Origin of the sequence: Sphingomonas sp. DC4900 (assembly GCF_049896485.1) — a bacterium.
GTDB classification, from domain to species: domain Bacteria; phylum Pseudomonadota; class Alphaproteobacteria; order Sphingomonadales; family Sphingomonadaceae; genus Sphingomonas; species Sphingomonas aquatilis.
The window spans coordinates 141,489-168,250 of the sequence record NZ_JAFCUK010000004.1; the positions used below are offsets into that span (position 1 = coordinate 141,489).

General features: G+C 65.6%; 31 protein-coding genes. 28 read left to right on the plus strand and 3 right to left on the minus strand.

Annotated elements, in window-relative coordinates:
* Positions 1–88 precede the first annotated feature (88 nt).
* Both ACP690_RS07145 and ACP690_RS07150 read right to left on the minus strand, forming a co-directional pair.
* Entirely contained in the window at positions 89–397 is a 309-nt protein-coding gene (locus ACP690_RS07145) for a cell division protein ZapA (protein ID WP_043059765.1), read from the minus strand.
* Positions 397–603: a hypothetical protein gene (locus ACP690_RS07150; RefSeq protein ID WP_017979197.1), complete on the minus strand. Its 207-nt coding sequence runs from the start codon at positions 601–603 to the stop codon at positions 397–399. The genes ACP690_RS07145 and ACP690_RS07150 overlap by 1 nt, the downstream gene beginning before the upstream one ends.
* 184 nt (positions 604–787) lie before the next feature.
* Here ACP690_RS07150 and gap point away from each other — a divergent pair, with 184 nt between their 5' ends.
* The 3 genes from gap to ACP690_RS07165 all read left to right on the plus strand — a co-directional run bounded on the left by gap (position 788) and on the right by ACP690_RS07165 (position 3,588).
* Complete coding sequence (gene gap, locus ACP690_RS07155) at positions 788–1,798, plus strand: type I glyceraldehyde-3-phosphate dehydrogenase (RefSeq protein WP_020486529.1); 1,011 nt, start codon at positions 788–790, stop codon at positions 1,796–1,798.
* Between the two features lie 113 nt (positions 1,799–1,911).
* Complete coding sequence (locus ACP690_RS07160; RefSeq protein WP_426260617.1) at positions 1,912–2,379, plus strand: MOSC domain-containing protein; 468 nt, start codon at positions 1,912–1,914, stop codon at positions 2,377–2,379.
* Positions 2,380–2,397: 18 nt separating this feature from the next.
* Positions 2,398–3,588 carry a phosphoglycerate kinase gene (locus ACP690_RS07165; protein ID WP_426260618.1) on the plus strand — a complete coding sequence of 397 codons (1,191 nt, stop codon included), beginning with the start codon at positions 2,398–2,400 and terminating at the stop codon, positions 3,586–3,588.
* A gap of 19 nt (positions 3,589–3,607) precedes the next feature.
* Here the strand turns inward: ACP690_RS07165 and ACP690_RS07170 are convergent, their stop codons facing one another.
* Positions 3,608–4,123, minus strand: a complete 516-nt coding sequence (locus ACP690_RS07170; RefSeq protein ID WP_017979193.1) for a TlpA family protein disulfide reductase — start codon at positions 4,121–4,123, stop codon at positions 3,608–3,610.
* A 116-nt stretch (positions 4,124–4,239) separates the two neighbouring features.
* Between ACP690_RS07170 and relB the strand changes: the two genes are divergently transcribed.
* The 25 genes from relB (at position 4,240) to ACP690_RS07295 (ending at position 26,735) form a co-directional block, all read left to right on the plus strand.
* Positions 4,240–4,464, plus strand: coding sequence for a type II toxin-antitoxin system RelB family antitoxin (gene relB / locus ACP690_RS07175; RefSeq protein ID WP_183949553.1), 225 nt, complete (start codon positions 4,240–4,242; stop codon positions 4,462–4,464).
* A complete protein-coding gene (locus tag ACP690_RS07180) occupies positions 4,455–4,781 on the plus strand; it encodes a type II toxin-antitoxin system PemK/MazF family toxin (protein WP_426260619.1) in 327 nt (108 codons plus the stop codon). Before relB ends, ACP690_RS07180 begins: the two co-directional genes overlap by 10 nt.
* Positions 4,782–4,818: 37 nt before the next feature.
* On the plus strand, positions 4,819–5,739 hold the full coding sequence (locus ACP690_RS07185) for a class I fructose-bisphosphate aldolase (protein ID WP_426260620.1): 921 nt from the start codon (positions 4,819–4,821) through the stop codon (positions 5,737–5,739).
* A gap of 55 nt (positions 5,740–5,794) precedes the next feature.
* Positions 5,795–6,478: a thiamine phosphate synthase gene (thiE, locus tag ACP690_RS07190; protein ID WP_426260621.1), complete on the plus strand. Its 684-nt coding sequence runs from the start codon at positions 5,795–5,797 to the stop codon at positions 6,476–6,478.
* Positions 6,479–6,619: 141 nt separating this feature from the next.
* Positions 6,620–7,630 carry a L,D-transpeptidase family protein gene (locus ACP690_RS07195; protein ID WP_426260622.1) on the plus strand — a complete coding sequence of 337 codons (1,011 nt, stop codon included), beginning with the start codon at positions 6,620–6,622 and terminating at the stop codon, positions 7,628–7,630.
* A gap of 151 nt (positions 7,631–7,781) precedes the next feature.
* The gene (locus ACP690_RS07200; RefSeq protein WP_426260623.1) at positions 7,782–8,381 is read left to right on the plus strand and encodes a M23 family metallopeptidase; all 600 of its coding nucleotides are present in this window, start codon (positions 7,782–7,784) and stop codon (positions 8,379–8,381) included.
* Between the two features lie 63 nt (positions 8,382–8,444).
* The gene (efp, locus tag ACP690_RS07205; protein ID WP_017979186.1) at positions 8,445–9,008 is read left to right on the plus strand and encodes an elongation factor P; all 564 of its coding nucleotides are present in this window, start codon (positions 8,445–8,447) and stop codon (positions 9,006–9,008) included.
* 148 nt (positions 9,009–9,156) lie between these two features.
* On the plus strand, positions 9,157–9,969 hold the full coding sequence (locus ACP690_RS07210; protein ID WP_043059730.1) for an inositol monophosphatase family protein: 813 nt from the start codon (positions 9,157–9,159) through the stop codon (positions 9,967–9,969).
* 213 nt (positions 9,970–10,182) lie between these two features.
* Positions 10,183–10,557 (plus strand): NADH-quinone oxidoreductase subunit A, encoded by a 375-nt coding sequence (locus tag ACP690_RS07215; protein ID WP_017979184.1) that lies wholly within the window; start codon positions 10,183–10,185, stop codon positions 10,555–10,557.
* Between the two features lie 5 nt (positions 10,558–10,562).
* Complete coding sequence (locus ACP690_RS07220) at positions 10,563–11,114, plus strand: NuoB/complex I 20 kDa subunit family protein (RefSeq protein ID WP_426260624.1); 552 nt, start codon at positions 10,563–10,565, stop codon at positions 11,112–11,114.
* Positions 11,111–11,953: an NADH-quinone oxidoreductase subunit C gene (locus ACP690_RS07225; RefSeq protein WP_426260625.1), complete on the plus strand. Its 843-nt coding sequence runs from the start codon at positions 11,111–11,113 to the stop codon at positions 11,951–11,953. The genes ACP690_RS07220 and ACP690_RS07225 overlap by 4 nt, the downstream gene beginning before the upstream one ends.
* A 20-nt stretch (positions 11,954–11,973) precedes the next feature.
* Positions 11,974–13,185 (plus strand): NADH-quinone oxidoreductase subunit D, encoded by a 1,212-nt coding sequence (locus ACP690_RS07230; protein ID WP_172436197.1) that lies wholly within the window; start codon positions 11,974–11,976, stop codon positions 13,183–13,185.
* Positions 13,186–13,214: 29 nt separating this feature from the next.
* Positions 13,215–13,520 carry a nuclear transport factor 2 family protein gene (locus ACP690_RS07235; protein ID WP_232479821.1) on the plus strand — a complete coding sequence of 102 codons (306 nt, stop codon included), beginning with the start codon at positions 13,215–13,217 and terminating at the stop codon, positions 13,518–13,520.
* Positions 13,520–14,188: a complex I 24 kDa subunit family protein gene (locus ACP690_RS07240; RefSeq protein WP_043059727.1), complete on the plus strand. Its 669-nt coding sequence runs from the start codon at positions 13,520–13,522 to the stop codon at positions 14,186–14,188. Before ACP690_RS07235 ends, ACP690_RS07240 begins: the two co-directional genes overlap by 1 nt.
* Positions 14,188–15,492, plus strand: coding sequence for an NADH-quinone oxidoreductase subunit NuoF (gene nuoF / locus ACP690_RS07245; RefSeq protein ID WP_024310282.1), 1,305 nt, complete (start codon positions 14,188–14,190; stop codon positions 15,490–15,492). Before ACP690_RS07240 ends, nuoF begins: the two co-directional genes overlap by 1 nt.
* Positions 15,492–17,495 carry an NADH-quinone oxidoreductase subunit NuoG gene (nuoG, locus tag ACP690_RS07250; protein WP_426260626.1) on the plus strand — a complete coding sequence of 668 codons (2,004 nt, stop codon included), beginning with the start codon at positions 15,492–15,494 and terminating at the stop codon, positions 17,493–17,495. The genes nuoF and nuoG overlap by 1 nt, the downstream gene beginning before the upstream one ends.
* The gene (gene nuoH, locus ACP690_RS07255) at positions 17,492–18,541 is read left to right on the plus strand and encodes an NADH-quinone oxidoreductase subunit NuoH (RefSeq protein WP_017979176.1); all 1,050 of its coding nucleotides are present in this window, start codon (positions 17,492–17,494) and stop codon (positions 18,539–18,541) included. The genes nuoG and nuoH overlap by 4 nt, the downstream gene beginning before the upstream one ends.
* A gap of 94 nt (positions 18,542–18,635) precedes the next feature.
* The gene (gene nuoI, locus ACP690_RS07260) at positions 18,636–19,124 is read left to right on the plus strand and encodes an NADH-quinone oxidoreductase subunit NuoI (protein WP_172436196.1); all 489 of its coding nucleotides are present in this window, start codon (positions 18,636–18,638) and stop codon (positions 19,122–19,124) included.
* 43 nt (positions 19,125–19,167) lie between these two features.
* Positions 19,168–19,779 carry an NADH-quinone oxidoreductase subunit J gene (locus ACP690_RS07265; protein ID WP_043059724.1) on the plus strand — a complete coding sequence of 204 codons (612 nt, stop codon included), beginning with the start codon at positions 19,168–19,170 and terminating at the stop codon, positions 19,777–19,779.
* Positions 19,776–20,081, plus strand: a complete 306-nt coding sequence (nuoK, locus tag ACP690_RS07270) for an NADH-quinone oxidoreductase subunit NuoK (protein WP_017979172.1) — start codon at positions 19,776–19,778, stop codon at positions 20,079–20,081. The genes ACP690_RS07265 and nuoK overlap by 4 nt, the downstream gene beginning before the upstream one ends.
* A gap of 5 nt (positions 20,082–20,086) precedes the next feature.
* Positions 20,087–22,228 carry an NADH-quinone oxidoreductase subunit L gene (nuoL, locus tag ACP690_RS07275; RefSeq protein ID WP_426260627.1) on the plus strand — a complete coding sequence of 714 codons (2,142 nt, stop codon included), beginning with the start codon at positions 20,087–20,089 and terminating at the stop codon, positions 22,226–22,228.
* Entirely contained in the window at positions 22,225–23,772 is a 1,548-nt protein-coding gene (locus ACP690_RS07280) for an NADH-quinone oxidoreductase subunit M (RefSeq protein WP_426260628.1), read from the plus strand. The genes nuoL and ACP690_RS07280 overlap by 4 nt, the downstream gene beginning before the upstream one ends.
* Positions 23,772–25,226, plus strand: a complete 1,455-nt coding sequence (nuoN, locus tag ACP690_RS07285; protein WP_426255955.1) for an NADH-quinone oxidoreductase subunit NuoN — start codon at positions 23,772–23,774, stop codon at positions 25,224–25,226. Before ACP690_RS07280 ends, nuoN begins: the two co-directional genes overlap by 1 nt.
* Positions 25,223–25,930 carry a biotin--[acetyl-CoA-carboxylase] ligase gene (locus ACP690_RS07290; RefSeq protein WP_426255956.1) on the plus strand — a complete coding sequence of 236 codons (708 nt, stop codon included), beginning with the start codon at positions 25,223–25,225 and terminating at the stop codon, positions 25,928–25,930. The genes nuoN and ACP690_RS07290 overlap by 4 nt, the downstream gene beginning before the upstream one ends.
* A gap of 10 nt (positions 25,931–25,940) precedes the next feature.
* Entirely contained in the window at positions 25,941–26,735 is a 795-nt protein-coding gene (locus ACP690_RS07295) for a type III pantothenate kinase (protein ID WP_426255957.1), read from the plus strand.
* Positions 26,736–26,762: the final 27 nt, after the last annotated feature.

Here is a 26,762-nt window from a genome sequence, read left to right on the forward strand (position 1 = left end):
TCAGGGATAAAGTAAGGCTCGTACCGGGCAGAACCCGCCGCCGACCAATTTAGGATGGGCGGAGCGCACTGGCAATGGGGCAGGGGGCTTATCCTGCCGCCGGATCATGCTCCAGCGCATCGGCCAGCGCTTCCAGCCGATCGGCTATGCGTTGCAACGCGGGTTCGCTCACCGCCGCGCCCTCGGGCGGGCGCTGGCGGACGTCTTCCAAGGCGTCGGCGAGCATCAGGGCGACGAACAGCATCGCCCGCTCGCCCGGTACGCCGCCCGCGGCGCGCAGGGCCGCCGGCCAGCGCTCGTCGAGCATCTTGCCCAGCTCCACGAGATGCGCTTCCTCACCGTCGCGGCAAGCGACGGTGTGCGGACGACCGCCGATCGGCAGCGAGACGTTCGCCATCAGGCCGGCGTCCCACGGGCGATCACGTCGTCCAGTGCGCTCACTGCTTCGGCCATGCGCGCCTTTAGCGCCGCATGGCGGCGCGCCAGCGCGTCGCCTGCCGCGGCACGGGCCGCGATCGCGGTTTCGATTCGGGCGATCGCCGCGTCGATGCGATCGACGGCGCTCGGCGTATCGGGGGGCGTGTCGGGAAGCGGTTCGGCCATACCTCCTGACCTAGGCGCGCACCGGGGCAGCGGCAAGTCGTCAAACCGCTTCGCGCAAACACGATCCGCGCATCGCCCGCGGTTGACAGACGGGCGTTCCCCCTCGCAAAGGCGGGGCCGCTTTAACACGTTTAACGCGGCCCCGAATCCGATGCGCCGCGACCCATTGCGAGGAGTGAAGCAGATGACGGTGAAGGTTGCGATCAACGGCTTCGGCCGCATCGGCCGACTGGTGGCGCGCGCGATCATCGAACGCGGTGCCGGCGACCTCGAACTGGTCGCGATCAACGACCTCGCCGACGCCAAGTCGAACGCCTGGCTCTTCAGCCGTGACAGCGTTCACGGCAAATACCCCGGCACCGTCACTGCCGAGGGCAACGACCTCGTCATCGACGGCAAGCGTATCCGCGTCACCGCCGAGCGCGATCCCGCGAACCTGCCGCACAAGGAACTGGGCGTCGATCTGGTGCTCGAATGCACCGGCTTCTTCACCGACAACGTCTCGTGCCAGAAGCATATCGACGCGGGCGCGAAGAAGGTGCTGATCTCGGCCCCGGGCAAGGGCGTCGACCTCACCGTCGTCTATGGCGTCAACCACGACAAGCTGACCGCCGAGCACACGATCGTCTCGAATGCGTCCTGCACCACCAACTGCCTGGCGCCGGTCGCCAAGGTCCTGAACGACACGGTGGGCATCGAGCGCGGCCTGATGACCACCGTCCACGCCTACACCAACGACCAGAAGATCCTCGACCAGATCCACCCGGATCTGCGGCGCGCCCGCGCCGCGGCGATGAGCATGATCCCGACCACCACCGGTGCCGCTCGCGCGGTGGGTGAGGTGCTGCCCGAACTGAAGGGCAAGCTGGACGGTTCGGCGATCCGCGTGCCGGTGCCCGACGTCAGCCTGATCGATCTGACCTTCACGCCGAAGCGCGACACGACGAAGGACGAGGTCAATGCGATCCTGAAGGCCGCGTCGGAAGACGGTCCGCTGAAGGGCGTGCTCGTCTATTCGGACGAACCGCTCGTCTCGATCGACCTGATGCATTCGCCGCAGTCGTCGACCGTCGACAGCCTGGAAACCGCGGTGCTCGACGGCAAGCTCGTCCGCGTCGTCAGCTGGTACGACAACGAATGGGGCTTCTCGAACCGCATGGTCGACACCGCGACGGCGATGGCGAAGTTCCTCTAAGGCATCGTCAATGACCCATTCCGTCATTGCGAGCGGAGCGAAGCGATCCGGAGCGTCACGCACGACGCTCCGGATCGCCGCGCCGCTGCGCTCCTCGCGATGACGGGGCGGGTATGACGACCGCCGGCACGCTCGTCGGGATCGCCCGGCACGCCTTTTCGAAGGCGCCGATGGAACTGGTCGAAGCCGTCGACGTGACGGTCGAAGGTGGCCTGCACGGCGATTTTCGTGGCGCGGTGAAGCCCGGCGGGCGCGGCAAGCGGCAGGTGACGCTGATGGAGCGCGGCGACTGGGATGCCGCCATGGCGGACCTCGGACATACGATCCCGTGGCAGGAACGGCGCGTTAACCTGTTGGTCGACGGCTTCGACATCCCGCAGGTGCCCGGCACGCGGCTGCGCATCGGAGCGGTCGAGCTGGAGATCACGGTCGAATGCGACCCGTGCAGCCGCATGGAGACGATCGCGACCGGGCTGAAGGCGGCGCTGACGCCCGACTGGCGGGGCGGGGCCTGTACGCGCGTGAAGGTGCCCGGCCGGATCGCGATCGGCGATCCCGTGTCGGTCGTCTCATTCTCTTAAGATCTGAAGGACGATATCATGGCTAAGGCCTTCAAGACGCTCGACGATATGGGCGAAGTTCGTGGCAAACGCGTGCTGGTGCGCGAGGATCTGAACGTCCCGATGGCCGACGGTGTCGTCACCGACGACACGCGGCTGCGCGCGACGTTGCCGACCGTCACCGAACTCGCCGACCGTGGTGCGATCGTACTGATTCTGGCGCATTTCGGCCGTCCGAAGGGCACGCCGAATCCTGAGATGTCGCTCAGCCGCATCGTCCGCCCTTATTCCGCCGTGCTGGGACGCGAGGTCCGCTATATCGATTGGGAGGGCGACGAGGCGGCTGTCGCGACGCTGCAACCCGGCGATATCGCGGTTCTGGAGAACACGCGCTTCTTCGGTGGCGAAGAGAAGAACGATCCACAAGTCGTTCAACGATTTGCCAAATTGGGTGATCTCTATGTCAACGATGCCTTTTCGGCAGCGCACCGCGCGCATGCCTCGACCGAGGGGCTGGCCAAGGTGCTGCCCGCCTTCGCCGGTCGTGCGATGGAGGCCGAACTCGACGCGCTCGAAAAGGCGCTGGGCAACCCCGACCACCCCGTTGCCGCCGTGGTCGGTGGCGCCAAGGTGTCGACCAAGCTCGACGTGCTCAAGCACCTCGTCGCCCGCGTCGATCACCTGATCATCGGCGGTGGCATGGCGAATACCTTCCTCGCGGCGCGGGGGGTCGATGTCGGCAAGTCGCTGTGCGAGCATGATCTGACCGGCACCGCGGAGGAGATTCTCGAGGCCGCGGATCGCGCTAATTGCACCGTCCATCTGCCGTATGACGTCGTGGTGGCGAAGGAATTCCGCGCCAACCCGCCGGTCCGCACCGTCAATGTCCACGAAGTCGCGGCAGACGAGATGATCCTGGACGTCGGCCCGAGTGCGGTCGAGGCGCTGGGCGATGTGCTGAAGAACTGCCGCACGCTCGTGTGGAACGGCCCGATGGGCGCATTCGAGACGCCGCCCTTCGACGTCGCGACGGTCAGCCTGGCGCGCACCGCCGCGGCGCTGACGCAGGACGGCAGCCTCGTCTCGGTTGCGGGCGGTGGCGATACCGTCGCCGCGCTCAACCAGGCGGGTGTGGCGGATCGCTTCACCTTCGTGTCGACCGCCGGTGGCGCCTTCCTCGAATGGATGGAAGGCAAGGCACTGCCCGGCGTCGCCGCGCTCACCGCCTGACCCGAATGCGAGACGCCGCTCAGGTGGGCGGCGTCTCCTTCAATAGCGGCACGACGATGGTGTTGAGATCGTCGAGGTCGAGCGATGCCGCCTTGGCGTAGCGGACGACCCCCGCACGATCGATGACGTAATTGGTCGGCACCGCATTGCCGATCAGCGGATATTTGCCCTTCACCCGCCGCGTGGGCGTGATCGCCATCGCCGCGAACAGCGGCTTCATCCGAAAGACCGGCACCGAATCCTCGGTCGCCACCGCGAACACGCGCAGGCCGTGCTTCTGCTGCGTGCGATAATAGGCATCCAGCAACGGCAGTTCGGCACGGCAGGGCACGCACCACGTCGCCCAGAAGTTCAGGATTACCACCTGCCCGCGCAGATCGGCGAGCCGCACCTTGCTGCCGTCGATCAGCGTCAGTTCCGCGTCCGGCGCAGGTTTGCCAACCAGCGGCGACGCATAACGGTCCGCCGCCGCGCCCGCGCCGCTCGCGGTCAACAGCGCAGCGACGATCGCCAGCCGGATTGGTGTCATGATCATTCCCCCTTGGCCCGCATCAAGCGTCCTTTGGCGCGTGGCGTCAAGGCTGCACTCGCCCCTTGCGCAAGGTCCTGCCACGCCGTAGGTTAAACGCGTTAAACAGGCAGGGAGCCGGCATGCTCGGAGTGCGACTCGACACCGAATTGGAAGAGCGGCTCGCCGCGGTCGCGCGCACCCAGGGTCGCAGCAAGAGCGACATCGCGCGCGAGGCGGTGCGTCGCTACGTCGACCTGCACGACGACGCCTATCGCCGCGAGGCCCGCCGCCAATCGACCCGCGCATCGCAACGCGTATCGAGCGATGATGTGATCTTCTGGCAGGATGCGCGCGCGTGGAAATAAGGCATGGCGGCATCGTGTTGGTCGATGGACCCGACGGTGCGCCGGCGCGGCCGTGCGTCGTCGTCCAGTCCGACCTGTTCAACGCGACGCATGCGACGATCACCGTCTGCCCGCTCACCTCGGTGATCGGTGGCGAGGCGCTGTTCCGCGTCGTCATGTCGCCGCGCGAACACAATGGCCTGACCGCCGAATGCGAGGTGGAGGTCGACCGGATCACCAGCGTCGCACGCCACCGCATCACCGCGGTGATCGGCGATGCCAGCCCCACCCGCATGGAGCAGATCGACCAGGCGCTGCGGCGCTGGCTGATGCTCTGACGACCCCATTTCACGACGTGCCCCCAAGGAGCTACTCATGACCACGAACGTCACGCCCGCCGTCAAGGCGATCCTCGACAAGTATGAAGCCACCAGCCCCGCGGTGAAGGCGAACCTCGCCCGCATCCTGATGCAGGGCAAGCTGGGCGGCACCGGCAAGCTCATCATTCTGCCCGTCGATCAGGGCTTCGAACACGGCCCGGCGCGCTCGTTCGCCGTGAATCCGCCGGCCTACGACCCGCATTATCACTATCAGATGGCGGTGGACGCGGGCCTCAGCGCCTATGCCGCGCCGCTCGGGCCGCTCGAGGCGGGTGCCGACACCTTCGCCGGCCAGATCCCGACGATCCTGAAGGTCAATAGCTCGAACAGCTGGGCGACCAGCATCGACCAGGCGGTGACGGCGAGCGTCGGCGATGCGGTGCGCCTCGGCTGCGCGGCGATCGGCTTCACCATCTACCCCGGCTCGGACCAGATTTTCGAGCAGATGGAAGAGATTCGTGAACTGTCCGAAGAGGCGAAGGCCGTCGGCATCGCGACCGTCATCTGGAGCTATCCGCGCGGCGGCAAGCTCAGCAAGGACGGCGAACTGGCGCTCGACGTCGGCGCATACGCCGCGCACATGGCGGCGCTGCTCGGCGCACACATCATCAAAGTGAAGCTGCCGTCCGCGCATATCGAGCAGGACGAAGCCAAGAAGGCGTATGAGGGCACCGACTGGTCGAACCAGGCGGACCGCGTCCGCCACGTCGTCCAGTCGAGTTTCGCCGGTCGCCGTATCGTCGTCTTCTCGGGCGGTGCGGCCAAGGGCGCCGATGCGGTCTATCAGGACGCGCGCGACATCCTGGCGGGTGGCGGCAACGGCTCGATCATCGGCCGCAACACCTTCCAGCGCAGCCGCGAAGACGCGCTGGAGATGCTGGCGAAGCTCGTCGCGATCTACAAGGGCGAGGCGTAAGCCGATCCTGCCGCCGCGGCTTTCGTCGCGGCGGCAATCGGGGTAGGGGCCGGGCATGACCGAAGACGATCCGCTTGGCCCCCTCGACCCTGAATTTGCGGCGCAGTTCCGCCGTGACGACCGTCGGCCACCGTGCCAGCTCTACCTGATCTCGCCGCTCGATGTGACCGGTGGCTTCGCCGACCGATTGGCGCGCGCACTCGACGCCGGCCCCGTCGCGGCCTTCCAGTTTCGCGTGAAGGATATCGACCAGCACGCGGCAGCGAAGCTGGCGGAACCGCTTCAGCGCCTGTGCGCGGACCGCGAGGTCGCGTTCATCGTCAACGACAGCATCTCGCTTGCCAAGCGCCTGGGCGCCGACGGCGTGCATCTGGGTCAGGATGACGGCGACCCGCGAGAAGCACGTGATGCGCTGGGCCCCAATGTCCAGATCGGCGTGACCTGTCACGACAGCCGTCACCTCGCCATGGAGGCGGGCGAGGGCGGTGCCGACTACGTGGCCTTCGGTGCTTTCTATCCGACCACGACCAAAACGGTGAAGCACGTGCCGGAGCCGTCGATCCTGTCTTGGTGGGCGTCGATGTTCGAACTGCCCAGCGTCGCGATCGGCGGCATCACGCCGGACAACGCCGCGCCACTGGTGGCCGCCGGCGCGGACTTCCTCGCCGTGTCCGGCGCGGTGTGGAACGGCGACGAGGCCGCCGCTGTCGCCGCATTCACGAAGGTGCTGAACGGCTGAGCCGCTGACCCCCGTCGCCCTGGGACCCGTCCGGGGTGACAAAGGTGGCAGGCGAAGCGCTCCGCACAAAACGGCTGTTCCACGAAACCCTTAGCCCCTCCGCCCGTTGATCCGCCTGCGTAACGGTCAGGGAGCGGATTGATGAAGGCGGCACTCACCACGGCACTCTTGGCGGGCGCCGCGCTCGCCGCGTCGGCGACGGCACAGGCACCCCAAGCCGCCCCGGCGGCCAAGCCCGTCGATCGCAACCTGCTTCATGTCCAGGTGATCCTCGACTCGCTCGGCTTCGGTCCCGGCCTGCTCGACGGGAAGGGCGGCCAGTCGCTCACCGCCGCGCTGAAGGGGTTCCAGGAGGCCAAGGGTCTGCCCAAGACCGGTAAGCCCGACGCCGCGACGCTCGCGGCGCTCTATCCCTACCGTGCCAAGCGCCCGACCGCGCGCTTCATGCTGACGCGCGAGGCGCTCGCCGGGCCCTATATCAACCCGCTGCCTAAGGATTACGGCGAACAGGCGAAGCTGCCGACGATCGGCTATGCGACCCCGATGGAAAAGCTGGCGGAGATGTTCCACACCAGCCCCGAGACGCTGATCGCGCTCAACTCCCCCTCGACGCGGCTGAAGGTCGGCAACACGATCATCGTTCCCAATGCGCTGCCCGCGTCGCGTAACTATGACGCCAAGCTGCCCGATCACTGGCGCCAGACGCTCAACATGCTCAACGTCGACGCCAACCAGCCCGTCGCCGACCACATCGTCGTCGACAAATCGGACAAGGTGCTGCGCGTCCTCGACAAGGACGACAAGTTGATCGCGCAGTTCAGCGCGACGATGGGGTCGGAGCACGATCCGCTGCCGCTGGGGACGTGGAAGATCTACGGCGCCGATTACAACCCCAAGTTCCACTATAACCCGGCTTTGTTCTGGGACGCGAAGAAGGGCGACGAGAAGGAGTTGCTGCCGCCGGGGCCGAACGGTCCGGTCGGCGTGGTGTGGCTCGACCTGTCGAAGGAGCATTACGGCATCCACGGCACGCCGCACCCCGAGCTCATCGGCCGGACGGAAAGCCACGGCTGCATCCGTCTGACCAACTGGGATGTCGCGCGCCTGGCGCAGATGGTGAAGCCGGGCACCAAGGCGGTGTTCCAAGCGTGAATGGGATGGTGACGCTCGCACCAAAGTTCGCGTCACTCCGGACTCGTTCCGGGGTCCACTCCGCGGCGAGGGGGGCGGCTAGAGCCTCCGGCCATGCCCTTGCTGACCGGTGGACCCCGGAACACGTCCGGGGTGACGAAGGGGAGGGTGCATGACTCGCCTCGGCTGGGGCATTCTTGTCGGCTTGGTGCTGCTCGGAGCGGCGTTCGTCGCCATGACCCGCTTCGGCACCGCCGACCCCTCGGCGCGCCGCGTGACCGCAACGGCGAGCACCCCCGAACCGGCCGCCGAGGCCACGGCACCGACCGGCCAACTCACCGTGCCTGTCGCCGGCATTGCCCGATCGACCATCATGGACAGCTGGAACGACCCACGCGAAGGCGGCAGTCGAGGGCATCACGGCACCGACATTCCCGCCCCCGCCGGCACCCCCGTTCTCGCCGCCGCGGCCGGCCGCGTCGAAAAGCTGTTCCAGTCCGACCGCGGCGGTACGACGCTCTACATCCGCTCGCCCGACCGCCGCTGGGTCTATTATTACGCGCATCTGTCGGGCTACGCGCCGGGTATCGCCGTCGGCCAGCCCGTGCGTGCCGGGCAGACGATCGCCTATGTCGGCGACACCGGCGATGCGGGTGCGGGCAATTATCACCTCCATTTCGGCATGCAGCGCATGGGGGCGGGTGATCGCTGGTATCAGGGCGAGGACGTCAATCCGTTCCCGATGCTTGCCGCTTCGGCGCCCGCACGGTAAAGCGCGGCCACCCGGCGTGGCTCATCGCCCGCCAAACTCGCTCTTTCCAGTAGGTTCAATCCCATGAAGATCAGCGGCGTGGACATCCGTCCCGGCAACATCATCGAATATGAAGGCGGCATCTGGCGCGCGGTCAAGATCCAGCACACGCAGCCCGGCAAGGGCGGTGCGTACATGCAGGTCGAGATGAAGAACCTGATAGACGGCCGCAAGAACAACGTCCGCTTCCGCTCGGCGGAGACGGTCGAGCGCGTGCGCCTCGACACCAAGGATTTCCAGTATCTGTTCCGCGACGGCGACCAGCTGACCTTCATGGACAAGGAAAGCTACGAACAGATCACGCTCGACGCGGGCATCCTCGGCGATGCCGCGGCCTTCCTGCAGGATGGTATGGACGTCGTGCTCGAACTGTATGACGAAAAGCCGATTTCGGTCGAACTGCCGAGCACGATCGAAGCGACGATCGTCGAGGCGGATGCCGTGGTGAAGGGGCAGACCGCCTCGTCCAGCTACAAACCCGCCATCCTCGACAACGGCGTCCGCGTGATGGTGCCGCCGCATATCGGTGCTGGCACGCGCATCGTCGTCGACGTGTACGAGCAGACGTACGTCCGCCGCGCGGATTGATTGATGATCCCTCTCCCATCGGGAGAGGGTGGCCGAGCGTAGCGAGGTCGGGTGAGGGCAGGGCCTTCATCCGACCCTCACCCTCCCACCGCCTGACGGCGGCGGGCCCCTCCCTCTCCCGCCGGGAGAGGGGTATAGAGATTATCCCATGCCCTCCCATTCCGGCCTCTTCACCGTCATCGAGCGCGCCGCCCGCAAGGCTGGCACCGCGCTGCGTCGCGACTTCAACGAGGTCCAGCATCTCCAGGTCAGCCGCAAGGGGCCTGCCGACTTCGTGTCGATCGCCGACAAGCGCGCCGAGCAGACCCTCTTCGAGGAATTGCGCAAGGCGCGTCCCGACTGGGGTTTCCTGATGGAAGAGGGCGGCGAGGTGAAGGGCGACCCCGACAAGCCGCGCTTCATCATCGATCCACTGGATGGCACGTCGAACTTCCTCCACGGCATCCCGCATTTCGCGATCTCGATCGCGGTCGAGGAGCTGACGCCGGCCGGCAAGCGCGAGATCACGACCGCGCTCGTCTATCAGCCGCTGACCGACGAGAGCTTCTGGGCCGAAAAGGGCCGTGGCGCCTGGCTGACCGACCAGCGCCTGCGCGTCTCGGCCCGCCGCGATCTGTCGGAAGCGCTGATCGCCACGGGTATTCCGTTCCTGGGCCATGGTGATTTCGTCCAGTGGAGCCGCATCTTCGGTGCGGTCGCCCCCGAAGTCGCCGGAATCCGTCGTTTCGGTTCGGCCGCGCTTGATCTCGCCTGGGTCGCGGCGGGTCGCTTCGACGGCTATTGGGAATCTGGCCTGAAGCCCTGGGATACGGCGGCGGGGCTGCTGCTCGTCAAGGAAGCCGGCGGCTATGTCACCGACTTCCGCGGTGCCGACCGGGCGATGGAAAAGAACGAATTCCTCGCCGCCAATGACGGCCTGCACGTCAAGCTGCACAAGCTGGTCGCCGGCGCGCTGCGTTAAGCGAGCCGTCCCGCACGCACATTCACCCATCGGTGCTGCGCGCCTCTTCCCTCTCCCATCGGGGGAGGGAGGGAGCGGCGTAGCCGCGGAAGGGTGACCGCCTGCGCCTGAACCGCGCCTTTCTGCGATTCATTCTCACGCCGCCACGGCCTTGCCCGACCCGGCGCGGAGGCCTAAAGCCACCCCATTCCTATCGCATGTGCGAGATGCCCTTTGGTTGACCTGTCGCAATATCTGCCGATCCTGCTGTTCCTGGGCGTCGCCATCGCGCTGTCGAGCACCTTCGTGTTCCTGCCGATGGCGGTGTCGCGGCTGACCGGCAGCAACAAGCCGAACGAGCAGAAGCTGTCGGAATATGAGTGCGGCTTCCCCGCGTTCGAGGATCCGCGCAGCCAATTCGACGTGCGCTTTTATCTCGTCGCGATCCTGTTCATCATCTTCGATCTTGAAGCCGCGTTCCTATATCCTTGGGCAGTCTCGGTTTTCAGCATCGGCTGGACCGCATGGATCTCCATGATGATCTTCATCGGCGAACTGGCCCTCGGCCTCGTCTACGCCTGGAAAAAGGGAGCGTTGGATTGGGAATGACCCCCATGTCCGGACCCGTTGAACTCGATCGCTCGGCCGCGGGCACCGCTCCGGTGCAGCCGGATCAGGGCTTTTTCGACAGCCTGAACGGCGAGCTGACCGACAAGGGCTTCCTTGTCACCTCGACCGAAGAGCTGTTCCAGTGGGCGCGTACCGGCTCGCTGTGGTGGATGACGTTTGGCCTCGCCTGCTGCGCGGTCGAGATGATCCACGTCAACATGCCGCGCTACGATCTCGAACGCTTCGGTGCCGCGCCGCGCGCCAGCCCGCGTCAGTCGGACGTGATGATCGTCGCCGGCACGCTGTGCAACAAGATGGCGCCGGCGCTGCGCAAGGTCTACGACCAGATGTCGGAGCCGAAGTACGTCATCTCGATGGGCAGCTGCGCCAACGGCGGCGGCTACTACCATTACAGCTACAGCGTCGTGCGCGGTTGCGATCGCGTGGTGCCCGTGGACATTTATGTCCCCGGCTGCCCGCCGACCGCGGAAGCGCTACTCTATGGCATCATGCAGTTGCAGCGGAAGATCCGCCGCAGCGGGAGCATCGAACGGTGAGGGCGCCCGCTCCCGCCTTTGCGGCGAACCTCAATGGCGAAACGATCGAAGCGGTCCGCGCGACGCTCGGCGCGGCGCTGATCGACGCGGTCGACCAGGTCGGCGAGGTTGCGCTCTACGTCGAGCGTGAGGCGATCGCCGACGCGCTGACCAAGCTGCGCGATACGCCCGGCCTCGAATATCAGCAGCTGATGGAAATCGCCGGCGTCGACTATCCGGATCGTGCGGAGCGGTTCGAGGTCGTCTATTGCCTGCTGTCGCTGACGCGGAACCACCGCCTGCACGTCCACGTCGCCGCCGACGAGGATAAGCCGGTGCCGTCGGTCACGGGCATCTGGCCGGTCGCCGGCTGGCTGGAGCGCGAGGTGTACGACATGTACGGCGTGCTGTTCGCCGGCAATGCTGACCTGCGCCGTATCCTGACCGACTATGGCTTCCGCGGCCATCCGCAGCGCAAGGACTTCCCGCTTTCCGGGTTCGTCGAGATGCGCTATTCGGAAGAGGCGAAGCGCGTCGTCTATCAGCCGGTGCAGCTGGCGCAGGACTTCCGCAACTTCGACTTCCAGAGCCCGTGGGAAGGCGCACAATATGTGCTGCCGGGCGACGAGAAGGGCATGGTCCCCGAAGCCAAGGGCGCGCCGACGCCGCTGAAAGCGGATACGATCGTCAAGGCCGATGCGCCGACGCAGCCGAAGGCGGCGCCCGTCACGAACGAGCCGAAGACCACGGAGGCGCCATCGCAGACCGGCGCGGGCGAACCGCATGCGGGCAACAAGGGCGGCGACAAGCCGGCCGCGTCCGACGTGATCCCGACCAAGGGCCAAGGACAGAACCAGTGAGCGACTATGTCGACGAACTGATGCACGTCACCGATGCCGCCGATCCGACGACCGGCGACGTGACGATTCAGAACTACACGATCAACTTCGGCCCGCAGCATCCCGCGGCGCACGGCGTGTTGCGCCTCGTCATGGAGCTGGACGGCGAGATTATCGAGCGTGTGGATCCGCATGTCGGCCTGCTGCATCGCGGCACCGAAAAACTGATCGAGTACAAGACCTACGCGCAGGCGCTGCCGTATTTCGATCGGCTCGATTACTGTTCGCCGATGTGCATGGAGCACAGCTTCGTGCTCGCGGTCGAGAAGCTGCTCGATATCGAGGTGCCGCTGCGTGCCCAATATCTGCGCGTCTTCTTCGCCGAACTGACCCGCATCTCGAACCACATGCTCAACCTCGGCAGCCACGTCATGGACGTCGGCGCGATGACGCCGAACCTGTGGCTGTTCGAGATCCGCGAAGACTGCCTCAACTTCTTCGAGCGTGCCTCGGGCGCGCGCATGCACCACAATTACATGCGTCCGGGCGGCGTCCATCAGGACGTGCCGCTCAAGCTGCTGACCGACATCGCCGATTGGCTCGACACGCGCCTGCCGCGCCTGTTCGAGGACGCGATTTCGCTGGTCGCGGACAACCGCATCTTCAAGCAGCGCAACGTTGATATCGCGACGGTGAGCCGCGAAGACGCGATCGCCTGGGGCTTCTCCGGCCCGATGATCCGCGCCGCGGGCATTCCGTGGGATTTGCGCAAGTCGCAGCCCTATGACGCCTATGCGCGCATGGATTTCGACATTCCGGTCGGCACGCGCGGCGATTGCTACGACCGGTTCATGGTGCGCGTCGAAGAGGTCCGCCAGTCCGCGCGGATCATGAAACAGTGCCTCGCCGAAATGCCGGAAGGGCCGATCGCGTCGACCGACCGCAAGGTCGTGCCGCCCAAGCGCGCCGAGATGAAGAGCTCGATGGAAGCGCTGATCCATCACTTCAAGCTCTATACCGAAGGCTATCACGTTCCCGCCGGCGAAGTGTATGTCGCGACCGAAAGCCCCAAGGGCGAGTTCGGCGTGTTCCTCGTCGCCGACGGATCGAATAAGCCCTATCGCTGCAAGATCCGTCCGACCGCGTTCAGCCACTTGCAGGCCATGGACTTCATGTCGAAGGGCCACATGCTGGCGGATACGACCGCGATCCTGGGCGCGATGGACATCGTGTTCGGCGAGTGCGACCGGTGAGCATCGACCGGCCCGGCATCGCGCACGCCATGATCGCGCGCTACAATGCGCAGGACGCCGACGCCTATGTCGCGTTCATGACCGACGATGCCTGCGAGGCGGGCTATCGCGGCGCCGTGTTGCGCGAGGGTCGGGAGGGCGTGCGGTCAGGCCTCAAGGCGATGTTCGCGCAATATCCGCAAAACCGTGCGGACATTCTCGCGACGTTCGAGCTGGGGGAGACGGTCGTCCTGCATGAGGCGGTCGAGCGTGCGCCCGGTGGCGAGACGTTCGAGGTCATGTCCGTCTATTCGTTTGAAGGCGACAAGGTGTCGCGCGTGGAGTTCATCCGCTGATGGCTGAAGCAGCCCAGATCCCCGACGAAGCCGAAACCCGCGCACGCTGGGGCGGTTTCGCGTGGACCGAAGAGAACCAGAAAAAGGCGAACGAGATCCTCGCGCGCTATCCCGCCGGTCGTGAGCAGTCGGCCTCGATCCCGTTCCTCGACCTGGCGCAGCGTCAGGTCGGTGCGGAAACGCAGACGCAAGGCTGGCTGCCGGTTCCGGTGATCGAGTTCGTCGCGCGCCAGATCGGTGTGCCGTACATGCGCGTGTTCGAGGTCGCGACCTTCTACACGATGTTCAACCTCGCGCCGGTCGGCCGTTATCACGTGCAGGTCTGCGGCACGACGCCGTGCATGCTGCGCGGGTCGGACGACGTGTTGGCGGCGTGCAAGAACAAGGGGCTGATCAAGGGCAAGACGACGCCCGACGGCCTGTTCACGCTGACCGAGGTCGAGTGCCTTGGCACCTGCGCCAACGCGCCGATGGTCCAGATCAACGACGACAATTACGAGGATCTCGACTACGACCGCACCATCGCGGTGCTGGAGGCGCTCGCCAAGGGTGAGCAGCCGAAGACCGGCTCGACCATCGGCCGCCAGACGAGCTGCCCCGAAGGCGGCCCGACGACGCTGACCGCGATGACGCAAGAGAACCACGATTACCGGAGCGAGTGGGCCTGATGCTTGCCGACAAGGATCGCATCTTCACCAACGTCTACGGGTTCCAGCCCTGGAACTTGGCAGCGGCGCTGAAGCGTGGCGACTGGGACAATACCAAGGCGCTGATGGCGCTCGGCCAGGACGCGATCATCGACGTCATCAAGGCGTCGGGTCTTCGCGGTCGTGGCGGCGCGGGCTTCCCCACGGGCACCAAATGGTCGTTCATGCCGAAGGAGCCGAAGCCCGATCGGCCGAACTTCCTCGTCATCAACGCTGACGAATCCGAACCCGGTTCGTGCAAGGACCGCGAGATCATCCGTCACGATCCGCACAAGCTGATTGAGGGCGCGCTGATCGCCGGCTTCGCGATGCGCGCGCGCGCGGCCTACATCTACATCCGCGGCGAATATATCCGCGAGGCCGAGACGCTGTTTGCGGCCGTCGCCGAGGCGTATGACGCCGGGCTGATCGGCAAGAATGCCTGCGGATCGGGTTACGACTTCGACGTCTTCGTCCATCGTGGCGCTGGTGCGTACATCTGCGGCGAAGAAACCGCGATGCTCGAAAGCCTCGAAGGCAAGAAGGGGCAGCCGCGCCTCAAGCCGCCGTTCCCGGCGGGTGCCGGCCTCTATGGCTGCCCGACGACGGTCAACAACGTCGAATCGATTGCGGTCGGCCCGACGATCCTGCGGCGCGGCGCCGAATGGTTCTCCAGCTTCGGTCGCGAGAACAACAAGGGCACCAAGCTCTTCCAGATCAGCGGCCATGTGAACAAGCCCTGCGTCGTCGAAGACGCGATGGGCCTCACCTTCCGCGAACTGATCGAGACGCATTGCGGCGGTATCCGCGGCGGCTGGGACAATCTGCTGGCGGTCATCCCCGGCGGCTCGTCGGTGCCGCTGGTGCCCGCCAAGGACATCATCGATGCGCCGATGGACTTCGACGGTCTGAAGGCGGTCGGTTCGGGTCTCGGCACCGCGGCGGTCATCGTCATGGACAAGTCGACCGACATCGTCCGCGCGATCAGCCGGATCAGCTACTTCTACAAGCATGAAAGCTGCGGCCAGTGTACGCCGTGCCGTGAAGGCACCGGCTGGATGTGGCGCGTGATGGAGCGGCTGCGCACCGGCGATGCCGACATCGCCGAGATCGACACGCTGCAGCAGGTGACCAAGCAGGTGGAAGGCCACACGATCTGCGCCCTCGGCGATGCCGCCGCCTGGCCGATCCAGGGCCTCATCCGCCACTTCCGCCCGGAACTGGAACGTCGCATCAACTCGCGCAACGGCGGCGATCTCGCCCCGATGCAGGAAGCTGCCGAATAATGCCGAAGCTTAAAGTAGACGGGATCGAGGTCGAGGTGCCGCAGGGAGCCACCGTGCTCCAGGCGTGCGAGGCGGCGGGCAAGGAAATTCCGCGCTTCTGCTACCACGAACGGCTGTCGATCGCCGGCAATTGCCGCATGTGCCTCGTCGAGGTGAAGCCGGGGCCGCCCAAGCCCCAGGCGTCGTGCGCGCTGCCCGCCGCGGACAATCAGGAAGTGTTCACCACCACGCCGATGGTGAAGAACGCGCGCGAAGGCGTGATGGAATTCCTGCTGATCAACCATCCGCTCGACTGCCCGATCTGCGATCAGGGCGGCGAGTGCGACCTGCAGGACCAGTCCGTCGCCTACGGCAAGGGCCACAGCCGCTACACCGAGAACAAGCGGGCGGTGACCGAGAAGTATATGGGTCCGATCGTCAAGACGATCATGACCCGCTGCATCCAGTGCACCCGCTGCGTCCGCTTCGCGGAAGAGGTTGCGGGCGTGGAGGAAATCGGCGCGATCTATCGCGGCGAGGACATGCAGATCACCAGCTACCTCGAGCAGGCGGTGACGAGTGAGCTCAGCGGCAACGTCGTCGATCTGTGCCCGGTTGGTGCGCTGACGTCGAAGCCCTACGCCTATGAAGCGCGGCCGTGGGAGCTCAAGAAGACGCTGACGATCGACGTCCAGGACGCGGTCGGCACCAACATCCGCCTCGACAGCCGCGGCCGTCAGGTGCTGCGCTGCGTTCCGCGCATCAACGAAGACGTCAACGAGGAATGGGCGCACGACAAGACGCGCCACCACGTCGATGGCCTGGTGCGTCGTCGCCTCGATCGCCCGTACGTGCGCCGTGACGGCAAGCTCGTTGCGGTCAGCTGGGACGAGGCGTTCGGCGTGATCAAGGATCGCGTCGCCGCAGCCGGATCGAACGTCGCTGCGGTCGCGGGCGATCTCATCGATTGCGAGACGATGTATGCCGCCAAGGCGCTGCTCGCGACGCTCGGCTCGACCAAGCTCGAAGGCCGCCAGACCGGCATGGACTATGATACGTCCAGCCTCGCCGCGGTGAACTTCAACACCACGATCGCGGGCGTCGAACAGGCGGACGCGATCCTGCTGGTCGGCACCAATCTGCGCTGGGAAGCGCCGCTGATCAACACTCGCATCCGCAAGGCAATCAAAAAGGGCGCGAAGGTTTTCGCGATCGGGCCGGAGACGGAGCTGACCTATAAGGTCGAATGGCTTGGCACGGACCTGTCGCTGCTCGGCAATCTGCCGGAGGCTGCGGCCAAGATTTTCGCCGACGCGAAGGCACCGATGGTGATCGTCGGTGGTGGTGCGCTGAAGGGCGGCCATGGCGCCGCGCTCGCCTTCGCCAAGCAGTTCAACCTGGTCCGGGACGGCTGGAACGGCTTCAATGTCGTTCACATGGCGGCGAGCCGCATGGGCGGACTGATGCTCGGCTATGCGCAGAAGGGCGGCATCGCCGATCTGCGCGACGCGGGCGTCACCTTCTTCCTGGGCGCGGACGAGGTGGATTTCACCGCGTTCGGCGGCTTCAAGGTCTATGTCGGCCATCACGGCGATCAGGGCGCGCATCATGCCGACGTGATCCTGCCGGGTGCGACCTATGCCGAAAAGTCGGGCACCTGGGTCAACACCGAAGGCCGTGTCCAGCGTGGCGAGCGCGCGGTGTTCGCACCGGGCGACGCGCGGGAAGACTGGACGATCTTCCGCGCCTTGTCGGAAGTGCTCGGCCACACACTGCCGTTCGACACGCTCGCCGGCTTGCGCGAAGCGATGGCGACCGAGGTGCCGGCGCTGCGCCATGTGGGTCAGCTGGCCGGCTATGAATGGAACCCGCCGGCGCTGGATGGCGCGGGGCAGGGGAGCCTTTCCGGCTATCCGATCAAGGACTTTTATCTGACCAACGCCATCTGCCGCGCGTCCCCGACGATGCAGCGCTGCTCGGCCGAACTGGTCCATGGCGAGACGTTCGCGGAGGCGGCGGAGTGACCGATTTCTTCAACACCACGGTCGGGCTGCCCTATGGCTGGGCGTGGTTCGTTTCGACCATTATCGGTATTCTGGTCATCGCGCTGCCGCTGATGCTGGCGGTCGCGATGATCATTTACGCCGATCGCAAGATCTGGGCGGCGATGGCGCTGCGTCGCGGTCCGAATGTCGTCGGCCCGCTCGGCCTGCTGCAGTCGTTCGCCGACGGCCTCAAGGTCTTCCTGCAGGAAACGATCGTGCCGGCCGCGGCCAACCGCACGCTGTTCCTGCTCGCGCCGATCATCACCTTCACGGTGGCGTTGATCGTCTGGGCGGTGGTGCCGTTCGGCGCAGGCGTCGTGCTCTCCGACATCAACGTCGGCCTGCTCTACGTGCTCGCGGCCTCGTCGCTCGGCGTCTACGGCATCATCCTGTCGGGCTGGGCGTCGAACTCCAAATATCCCTTCTATTCGGCGCTGCGTGCGGCGGCACAGATGGTGAGCTACGAAGTCGCGATCGGCTTCGTCCTCGTCACGGTCGTGCTGTGGGCGGGCAGCTTCAACCTGTCCGCGATCGTGCTGGCGCAGCAGAACCTTTACGGCCTGCCGATCAACGGCTTCGTGCTCAATCCGCTGCTGTTCCCGATGTCGGTCGTGTTCCTCATCTCGTCGATGGCGGAAACGCAACGCGCGCCGTTCGACCTGACCGAGGCGGAGAGCGAGCTCGTCGCCGGCTATCAGACCGAATACAGCTCGATGAGTTTCGCGCTCTTCTGGCTCGGCGAATATGCCAACGTGCTCCTGATGTGCGCGCTCAACGCGACGCTGTTCTGGGGCGGCTGGCTGCCGTTCTTCAACTTCGCGCCGTTCACCTGGGTGCCGGGGATCATCAACCTCTTCATCAAGATGCTGATCTTCTTCTTCATCTTCAGCTGGGTGAAGGCGACCGTCCCGCGCTACCGCTACGACCAGCTGATGCGTCTGGGGTGGAAGGTGTTCCTGCCGCTGTCGCTGCTCTGGGTGTTCCTGGTGTCGGGCGTGCTGATGTGGATGCGGGTGCCGCTGTGAGCGCCATTCTCACCAGCAACCTGTGGCGCCGTGCTCTTGGCGGCGTGATTATCGGATTGACGGTCGTCGCCATCGACCGGGTTATGGGGTTCGGATCGTGACCGTAGGTCAACTCGTCAAATCGTTCACGCTCTGGGAGTTCGTGAAGGCGCATGCCCTCACGCTGAAGTATTTCTTCAAGCCCAAGGCGACGATCAACTATCCCTACGAGCGCAACCCCATCTCGCCCCGCTTCCGCGGCGAGCATGCGTTGCGTCGCTATCCGAATGGCGAGGAACGCTGCATCGCGTGCAAGCTGTGCGAGGCGGTGTGCCCGGCGCAGGCGATCACGATCGAGGCCGAACCGCGCGACGACGGCAGCCGCCGCACGACGCGCTACGACATCGACATGACCAAGTGCATCTATTGCGGCCTGTGTCAGGAAGCGTGCCCGGTCGACGCGATCGTCGAAGGGCCGAACTATGAATTTTCGACCGAAACGCGCGAAGAGCTGATCTACGACAAGGCCAAGCTCCTCGACAACGGTGACCGCTGGGAGCGGGCGATCGCGGCGAACCTTGCCGCCGATGCGCCGTACCGTTAATGCGCGCCGCACTTGATTCCGGGCTGAGGGGGCCGACCAACTCGTGATCCAGGCCATAGCCTTTTATCTCTTCGCGATCGTCGTGATCGGCTCGGGTGCGATGACGATTACGTCGCGCAACCCGGTGCATTCGGTCATGTGGCTGATCCTCGCCTTCTTCAACGCGGCGGGGCTGATGGTGCTCGTCGGCGCTGAATTCATCGCGATGCTGCTCGTCATCGTCTATGTCGGTGCGGTCGCGGTGCTGTTCCTGTTCGTCGTCATGATGCTCGACATCGAGGTCGCGCAGCTGCGCGCCGGGTTCGCGCGCTATGCGGCGCTGGGCCTAGCGCTGGCGGTGGCGCTGGCCGCCGAGATCCTGATCGGCATCGGCGCGTGGAGCGCCGGTGGCCTGAAGATCAGCCAGCGCATCGCGCCGATCGACGGCACCGTGCCGAACATCCAGGCGATGGGGCAGCTGCTCTACACGCGCTATCTGTTCGTGTTCGAGGCGGCGGGCTTCGTCCTGCTGGTCGCGATGATCGGTGCGATCGTGCTGACGCATCGCCAGCGTGGCGGCGTGCGCGGGCAGAATATCGCTCGCCAGAACGCGCGCCGTCCTCAGGATGCGACGCGCAACACGCAGCCGACGGTCGGCCAGGGGGTCCAGCTGTGATTGGTCTGACGCATTATCTGGTCGTCGCGGCGATCCTGTTCACCATGGGGGTGCTCGGCATCTTCATGAACCGCAAGAATCTGATCGTCATCCTGATGGCGATCGAGCTGATCCTGCTCGCCGTGAACATCAACCTCGTCGCCTTCTCGGCCTTCCTCCACGATCTGGTCGGCCAGATCTTCGCGATGTTCGTGCTGACCGTCGCGGCGGGTGAGGCGGCGATCGGGCTGGCGATCCTGGTGATCTATTTCCGTGGCCGCGGCACGATCGCGGTCGATGACGTCAACCGGATGAAGGGCTGATTTCGGTGCACGCCATCTTATTCATCGTATTCCTACCGCTCCTGGCGGCCGCCGTCGCAGGGCTGGGCAACAAGGCGATCGGCTTCGTGCCGGCCAAGGTCATCACGACCGGCGCGCTGTTCGTATCGTGCCTGCTGTCGTGGCCGATCTTCCTCGGCTTCCTCGCCGGCACCAGCACGGCGCAGGTCGTACCGGTGCTCACCTGGATCGTCAGCGGCGACATGGCGGTCGATTGGTCGCTGCGCGTCGACCAGCTGACCGCGATCATGCTGGTGGTCATCACCAGCGTGTCGGCGCTCGTCCACCTCTATAGCTGGGGCTATATGAGCGAGGATCCGGATCAGCCGCGCTTCTTCGCCTATCTGTCGCTGTTCACCTTCGCGATGCTGATGCTGGTGACCGCCGACACGCTGGTCCAGATGTTCTTCGGCTGGGAAGGTGTGGGCCTCGCCTCGTACCTCCTGATCGGTTTCTGGTTCCGTAAGCCGTCCGCCAATGCGGCCGCGATCAAGGCGTTCGTCGTCAACCGCGTTGGCGATCTGGGCTTCATGCTCGGCATCTTCGGCACCTTCCTGGTGTTCGGCACCGTCTCGATCCCGGCGATCCTCGCCGCGGCACCGAACATGGCGGGCTCGACGATCGGCTTCCTGTGGTTCCGTGCCGATACGATGACCGTGCTCTGCCTGCTGCTGTTCGTCGGTGCGATGGGCAAGTCGGCGCAGCTCGGCCTGCACACGTGGTTGCCGGACGCGATGGAGGGCCCGACCCCGGTGTCGGCGCTGATCCACGCCGCGACGATGGTGACCGCGGGCGTCTTCATGGTGTGCCGCCTGTCGCCGATGTTCGAAATGTCGCCGACCGCGCTGCATTTCGTCACCTTCATCGGTGCCGCGACCTGCCTGTTCGCCGCGACCGTCGGCATGGTGCAGACCGACATCAAGCGCGTCATCGCCTATTCCACCTGTTCGCAGCTTGGCTATATGTTCTTCGCGGCGGGCGTCGGCGCTTATGGCGCGGCGATGTTCCACCTGTTCACGCACGCCTTCTTCAAGGCGCTGCTGTTCCTGGGGGCCGGCTCGGTCATCCACGCGATGCATCACGAGCAGGACATGCGCTATTACGGCGGCCTGCGGAAAAGCATCCCGCTGACCTTCTGGGGCATGATGATGGGTACGCTGGCGATCACCGGCGTCGGCCTGCCCGCGGTGTTCGGCAACCCGCTCGGCATCGGTTTCGCTGGCTTCCATTCGAAGGATGCGATCATCGAGGCAAGCTGGGCCGCCGGTGAGCCGGGTGTGTGGTTCGTCGGTGTGCTCGTCGCGCTGATCACCAGCTTCTATTCGTGGCGCCTGATGTTCCTGACCTTCTGGGGCAAGCCGCGTTGGGCCGCATCGGAGCATATCCAGCACGCGCTCCACGATGCCCATGGCCACGGCCATGACGATCACGCTCACGGTCATGACGCCCATGCGCACGACGCGCATCACGCCGATGAGGCGCGCAGCAACCCGGCGCAGGCCGAGGATGCGGGCGACCATCCCTCGACGCACGGGCCGGCGCAGCATGATCTGCCGGCGGGGACGGGTGGCTATCATCCGCACGAAAGCCCGCTGCCGATGCTGATCCCGCTGATCGTGCTGTCGATCGGCGCGATCGCGGCCGGCTTCGTCTTCCATGGCTATTTCATAGAGCCGAGCGCTGGGGAAAGCTTCTGGAAGGGCGACATCGCCTTCCGCGAGCATCTGATGCATGCAATGCATGAGGTGCCGACCTGGGTGAAGCTGTCGGCGACGGTCGCGATGCTGACCGGCCTGTTCACCGCATGGTACGCCTATATCAAGGCGCCGACCTTCCCCGCCGCGGTGGCGGAGCAGTTCCGCGTCCTGTACCGCTTCCTCACCCACAAATATTATTTCGATGAGCTGTATAACCTGCTCTTCGTCCGCCCCGCCTTCGCGATCGGCCGCTTCCTGTGGCATCGCGGTGACGAAAAGACGATCGATCGCTTCGGGCCGAACGGCTCGGCGTGGATCGTCGAGCGGTCCAGCCGCATCGCCGGCCGGCTCCAGAACGGATATGTCTATACCTATGCTTTCGTCATGCTGATCGGTCTGACCGCCGTCGTCACCTGGGCGATCGCACAATGAGCGGCTTCCCCATCCTGACGATCATGCTGTTGATCCCCGCGCTCGCGGCGATCGCCTGCCTGTTCGTCCCGGCCGCGACCGCGCGGATGGTCGCACTGGGCGCGACTTTCGCCGACTTTGCGCTGGGCATCCTGCTCTGGGCGAACTTCGACATCGGCGGAGCGCAGTGGCAGTTCGTCGAGCACGGCCCCCGCTTGGGCTTCTTCGCCTGGGACCTCGGCATCGACGGCTTCGCGCTGATGCTGATCATGCTCAGCGTCTTTCTGATGCCGATCTGCATCGGGGCGAGCTGGCGGTCGGTGACGAACCGCGTGCCGGAATATATGGCCGCGTTCCTGCTCACCGAAACGCTGATGATCGGCACGTTCGCGGCGCAGGACCTGTTCCTGTTCTACCTGTTCTTCGAAGCCGGCCTGATCCCGATGTATCTGATCATCGGCATCTGGGGCGGCGTGAACCGCATCTATGCGTCGTATAAGTTCTTCCTCTATACGCTGCTCGGCTCGCTGCTGATGCTGATCGCGATGCTGTACATGGTGCAGGTCGCGGGCACGTCCAGCATCCCGGCGCTGCAGACGTTCGACTTCCCGGCGCATGTGCAGACGTGGCTGTGGCTGGCGTTCTTCGCCTCGTTCGCGGTGAAAATGCCGATGTGGCCGGTCCACACCTGGTTGCCCGACGCGCACGTGCAGGCGCCGACCGCAGGCTCGGTGATCCTGGCGGGCGTGCTGCTGAAGCTCGGCGGTTACGGCTTCCTGCGCTTCAGCCTGCCGATGTTCCCCGAAGCGTCGGGCCAGCTGACCTGGCTGATCTTCGGCCTGTCGGCGGTCGCGGTGATCTACACCAGCCTCGTCGCGCTCGTGCAGTCCGATATGAAGAAGCTCATCGCCTATTCGTCGGTCGCGCACATGGCGATCGTGACCATCGGACTGTTCGCCTTTAACCGGCAGGGCATCGAAGGCGCGATGATCATGATGCTCAGCCACGGCCTGGTGTCGGGCGCGCTGTTCCTGTGCGTCGGCGTCATCTACGATCGCCTGCACACGCGTGAGATCAGCCGCTACGGCGGTCTGGCGATCAACATGCCGCGCTACGCCCTGTTCTTCCTGTTCTTCACCATGGCGTCGATCGGTCTGCCGGGGACGAGCGGCTTCGTCGCCGAATTCCTGTCGCTGATGGGCACGTATCAGGTGTCGACGTGGATCGCGCTGCTCTGCACGACCAGCATCATCCTCGGCGCGGCGTACATGCTCTATCTCTACCGGCGCATCGCCTTCGGCGAGATCAAGTCGGACGAGGTTCGCGCGATGGAAGACCTGTCGCATCGCGAGCTTTGGCTGCTGGCTCCGATCGCCGCGGTCGCGCTGTGGATGGGTGTCTATCCGGAAAGCTTCATGGCGCCGATGCGCAAGGACGTCGCGGTTCTGCTGACCCGCGTCGATCGGGCAGCGCCGCCGTCCGATTCCAAGCCGACCGCCGGCAAGCCCGCCGCGACCACTCCTGCCGCGGCGCACGCCGCCGCTGCCCACGGAACCACGCACTGATGGATTACGCCGCCAATCTCGCCATGACGCTGCCTGAGGTGATCCTCGGCGTCGGCGCCATCGTCCTGATGCTGGTCGCCGCCTGGGGTGGACCTGCGTCGACCCGCGCGGTGTCCTGGGCTGCGGTTGCGATCCTGGCCGGCGCGTGTGTCGCGTTGATGGGGCCTGCGGGTTCGGGCGGCAGCGCGTTCGGCGGGCTGTACCGCGCCGACGCGTTTGCCGCGTTCGCCAAGGTGCTGATCTTCGTCGCCGCCGCCGTCGGTATCCTGATGGCTCCGGACTTCTTCCAGCGCACCAGCGGCGACGACCTGCGTCCCGAATATCCGGTGCTGATCCTGCTCTCTGCGGCCGGCATGGGCATGATGGTGTCGGCGAGCGACCTGCTGACGCTGTACGTCGGCCTCGAACTGCAGAGCCTGTCGGCCTATGTGCTGGCGAGCTTTATGCGCCGCGACACGCGTTCGGCGGAAGCGGGCCTCAAATATTTCATCCTCGGTGCGCTGGCGAGCGGCATCCTGCTCTACGGCATCAGCCTGGTGTACGGCTTCTCGGGTACGACGCTGTTCGGCGGGATCGCCGCGGCTTATGCTGGCACGAAGTCGCTGGGCCTGCTGTTCGGGCTGGTGTTCGTCTTTGCCGGTATCGCCTTCAAGATTTCGGCTGTCCCGTTCCACATGTGGACGCCAGACGTGTACGAGGGCGCGCCGACGCCGGTGACCGCGTTTTTCGCCTCGGCGCCAAAGGTCGCGGCGATGGGCCTTGCCGTCCGCGTTGCGGTCGAGGCGATGGGTCCGGCGACGGACCAGTGGCGCCAGATCGTCATCTTTGCCGCGCTTGCCTCGATCATTCTCGGCGCGGTCGCCGCGATCGGTCAGAGCAACATCAAGCGCCTGCTCGCCTATTCGTCGATCAACAACGTCGGGTTCGCGCTGGTCGGCCTTGCGGCGGGTACGCCGGAGGGCGTGGCGGGCGTGCTGACCTACATGACGATCTACATCGCCATGACGCTGGGCTCGTTCCTCATCGTCCTGCAGATGCGTGACGAGGCGGGCCAGCCGGTCGAGAGCATCGCCTCGCTGTCGGGGATGTCGCGGACCCGTCCGGGTCTTGCCGCGGCGCTTGCGATCTTCATGTTCAGCCTCGCCGGCATTCCGCCGCTGTTCGGCTTCTACGCCAAGTTCGCGGTGTTCGACGCGGCGGTGAAGGCCGGGCTGTTCCCGCTCGCGGTGATCGGTATCGCGGCGTCGACGATCGGCGCCTATTATTACCTGCGCGTCGTCAAGACGATGTACTTCGACGAACCGGCACCGGCGTTCGTGAAGGGTAACAGCCCCGTCGAGGGCGGCCTGATCGTGCTGACGGCCGCCTTCGTGTCGCCGCTCGGCTATCTCGCCATCCCGCTGCTCGGTGGCTGGACGATGGCCGCAGCTCGCGCATTGTTCCCCGGCGTTTGACCATCCGCTTCATCTCGGAAACGGGATCCACAAACGCCGATATGCTCCTCCTCGCCACGCAGGGCGCGGAGGAGGGGCTGTGGCTCCGTGCCGAGCGGCAGACGGCGGGGCGCGGCCGGCTGGGACGGACATGGAGCGCGCCGCCGGGTAATTTCTCGGGATCGACGCTGGTTCGTCTCCGGGCCAGCGATCCGCCGCCCGCGACGCTGGCGCTGACGGCTGCCGTTGCTCTCCACGATGCCTTGGGCGTTTTTCTGACGCCATCCGGAACGGCTTGGCTCAAATGGCCGAACGACGTCGTCATCGCTGGTGCGAAGCTGTCAGGCATTCTGCTGGAGCGGAGCGGCGATGCGGTGGTCGTCGGCATCGGCGTCAATCTGGCGCATCACCCCGACCTCTCCGATCGCCCGACGACGAGCCTTGCGGCGCAAGGCGTCAGTGTCGATCCGCCGACCTTTGCCGAGGTGCTCTCCGAAGCGTTCGCGCGATGGCTGGCGCGCTGGCGTGGCGAGGGGATCGCAGCCATTCGCTCGGCATGGCTCGCGGCTGCGCATCCGCTCGGCACGCCGCTCACCGCCCGTCTGCCCGATGGAAGCGCGGTCGACGGCCTGTTCGACGGCTTGGACGCCGACGGCGCGCTGATCCTGCGCTTGGCGTCGGGTGCCCGGCATGTCATTCATGCCGGCGACGTTTTTCTGCTGTGAAGGAGTGAGGATGCTGCTCGCCGTCGATGCCGGCAACACCAATGTCGTGTTTGCGCTGGTGGACATGAGCGAGGCCGGTGCCCGCACGATCAAGGCGCGCTGGCGCATCGCGACCGATCCGCGGCGGACCGCGGACGAATATGCCGTATGGCTAAGCCAGCTGCTTGCGCTGGAAGGCTATGACCGGTCGCAGATCGACGCCGTCATCATCGCGACCGTCGTACCCCGCGCCCTCCACAATTTGCAGGTGCTCAGCAGCAAGTATTTCGGGTCGGAGGCGCTGATCGCCGGTCGCGCGCCGGTGGAATGGGGGATCGCGCTGGATGTCGACGAGCCGCAGAACCTGGGCGCAGACCGCGCGGTCAACACCATCGCGGCACATGCGCTGCACCCAGGTGACCTGATCGTCATCGATTTCGGGACCGCGACGACCTTCGACGTCAGCGACTATAGCGGCGCCTATAAGGGCGGCATCATCGCACCCGGTATCAACCTGTCGTTGGATGCGCTGGTCAGCGCCGCGGCCAAACTGCCGCGCATCGCGATTGAAGCGCCGGCGAACGGCAGCGTCATCGGCCGCAACACCGTCGATCAGATGACGATCGGGGTGTATTTCGGGTATATCGCGATGATCGAGGGGCTGGTCGCGCGCATGAAGGCGGAGATCGGCCGACCCGCAAAAGTGATCGCGACCGGCGGCCTGGCGACGTTGTTCGAACAACATACCGACGTCTTCGACGTCATCGAACCGGACCTGACCATCCAGGGGCTGGCGATCATGTACCAAAACGCCCATATCGGCTGAGACGCGCTCGCGCCATTCACCGGCCTG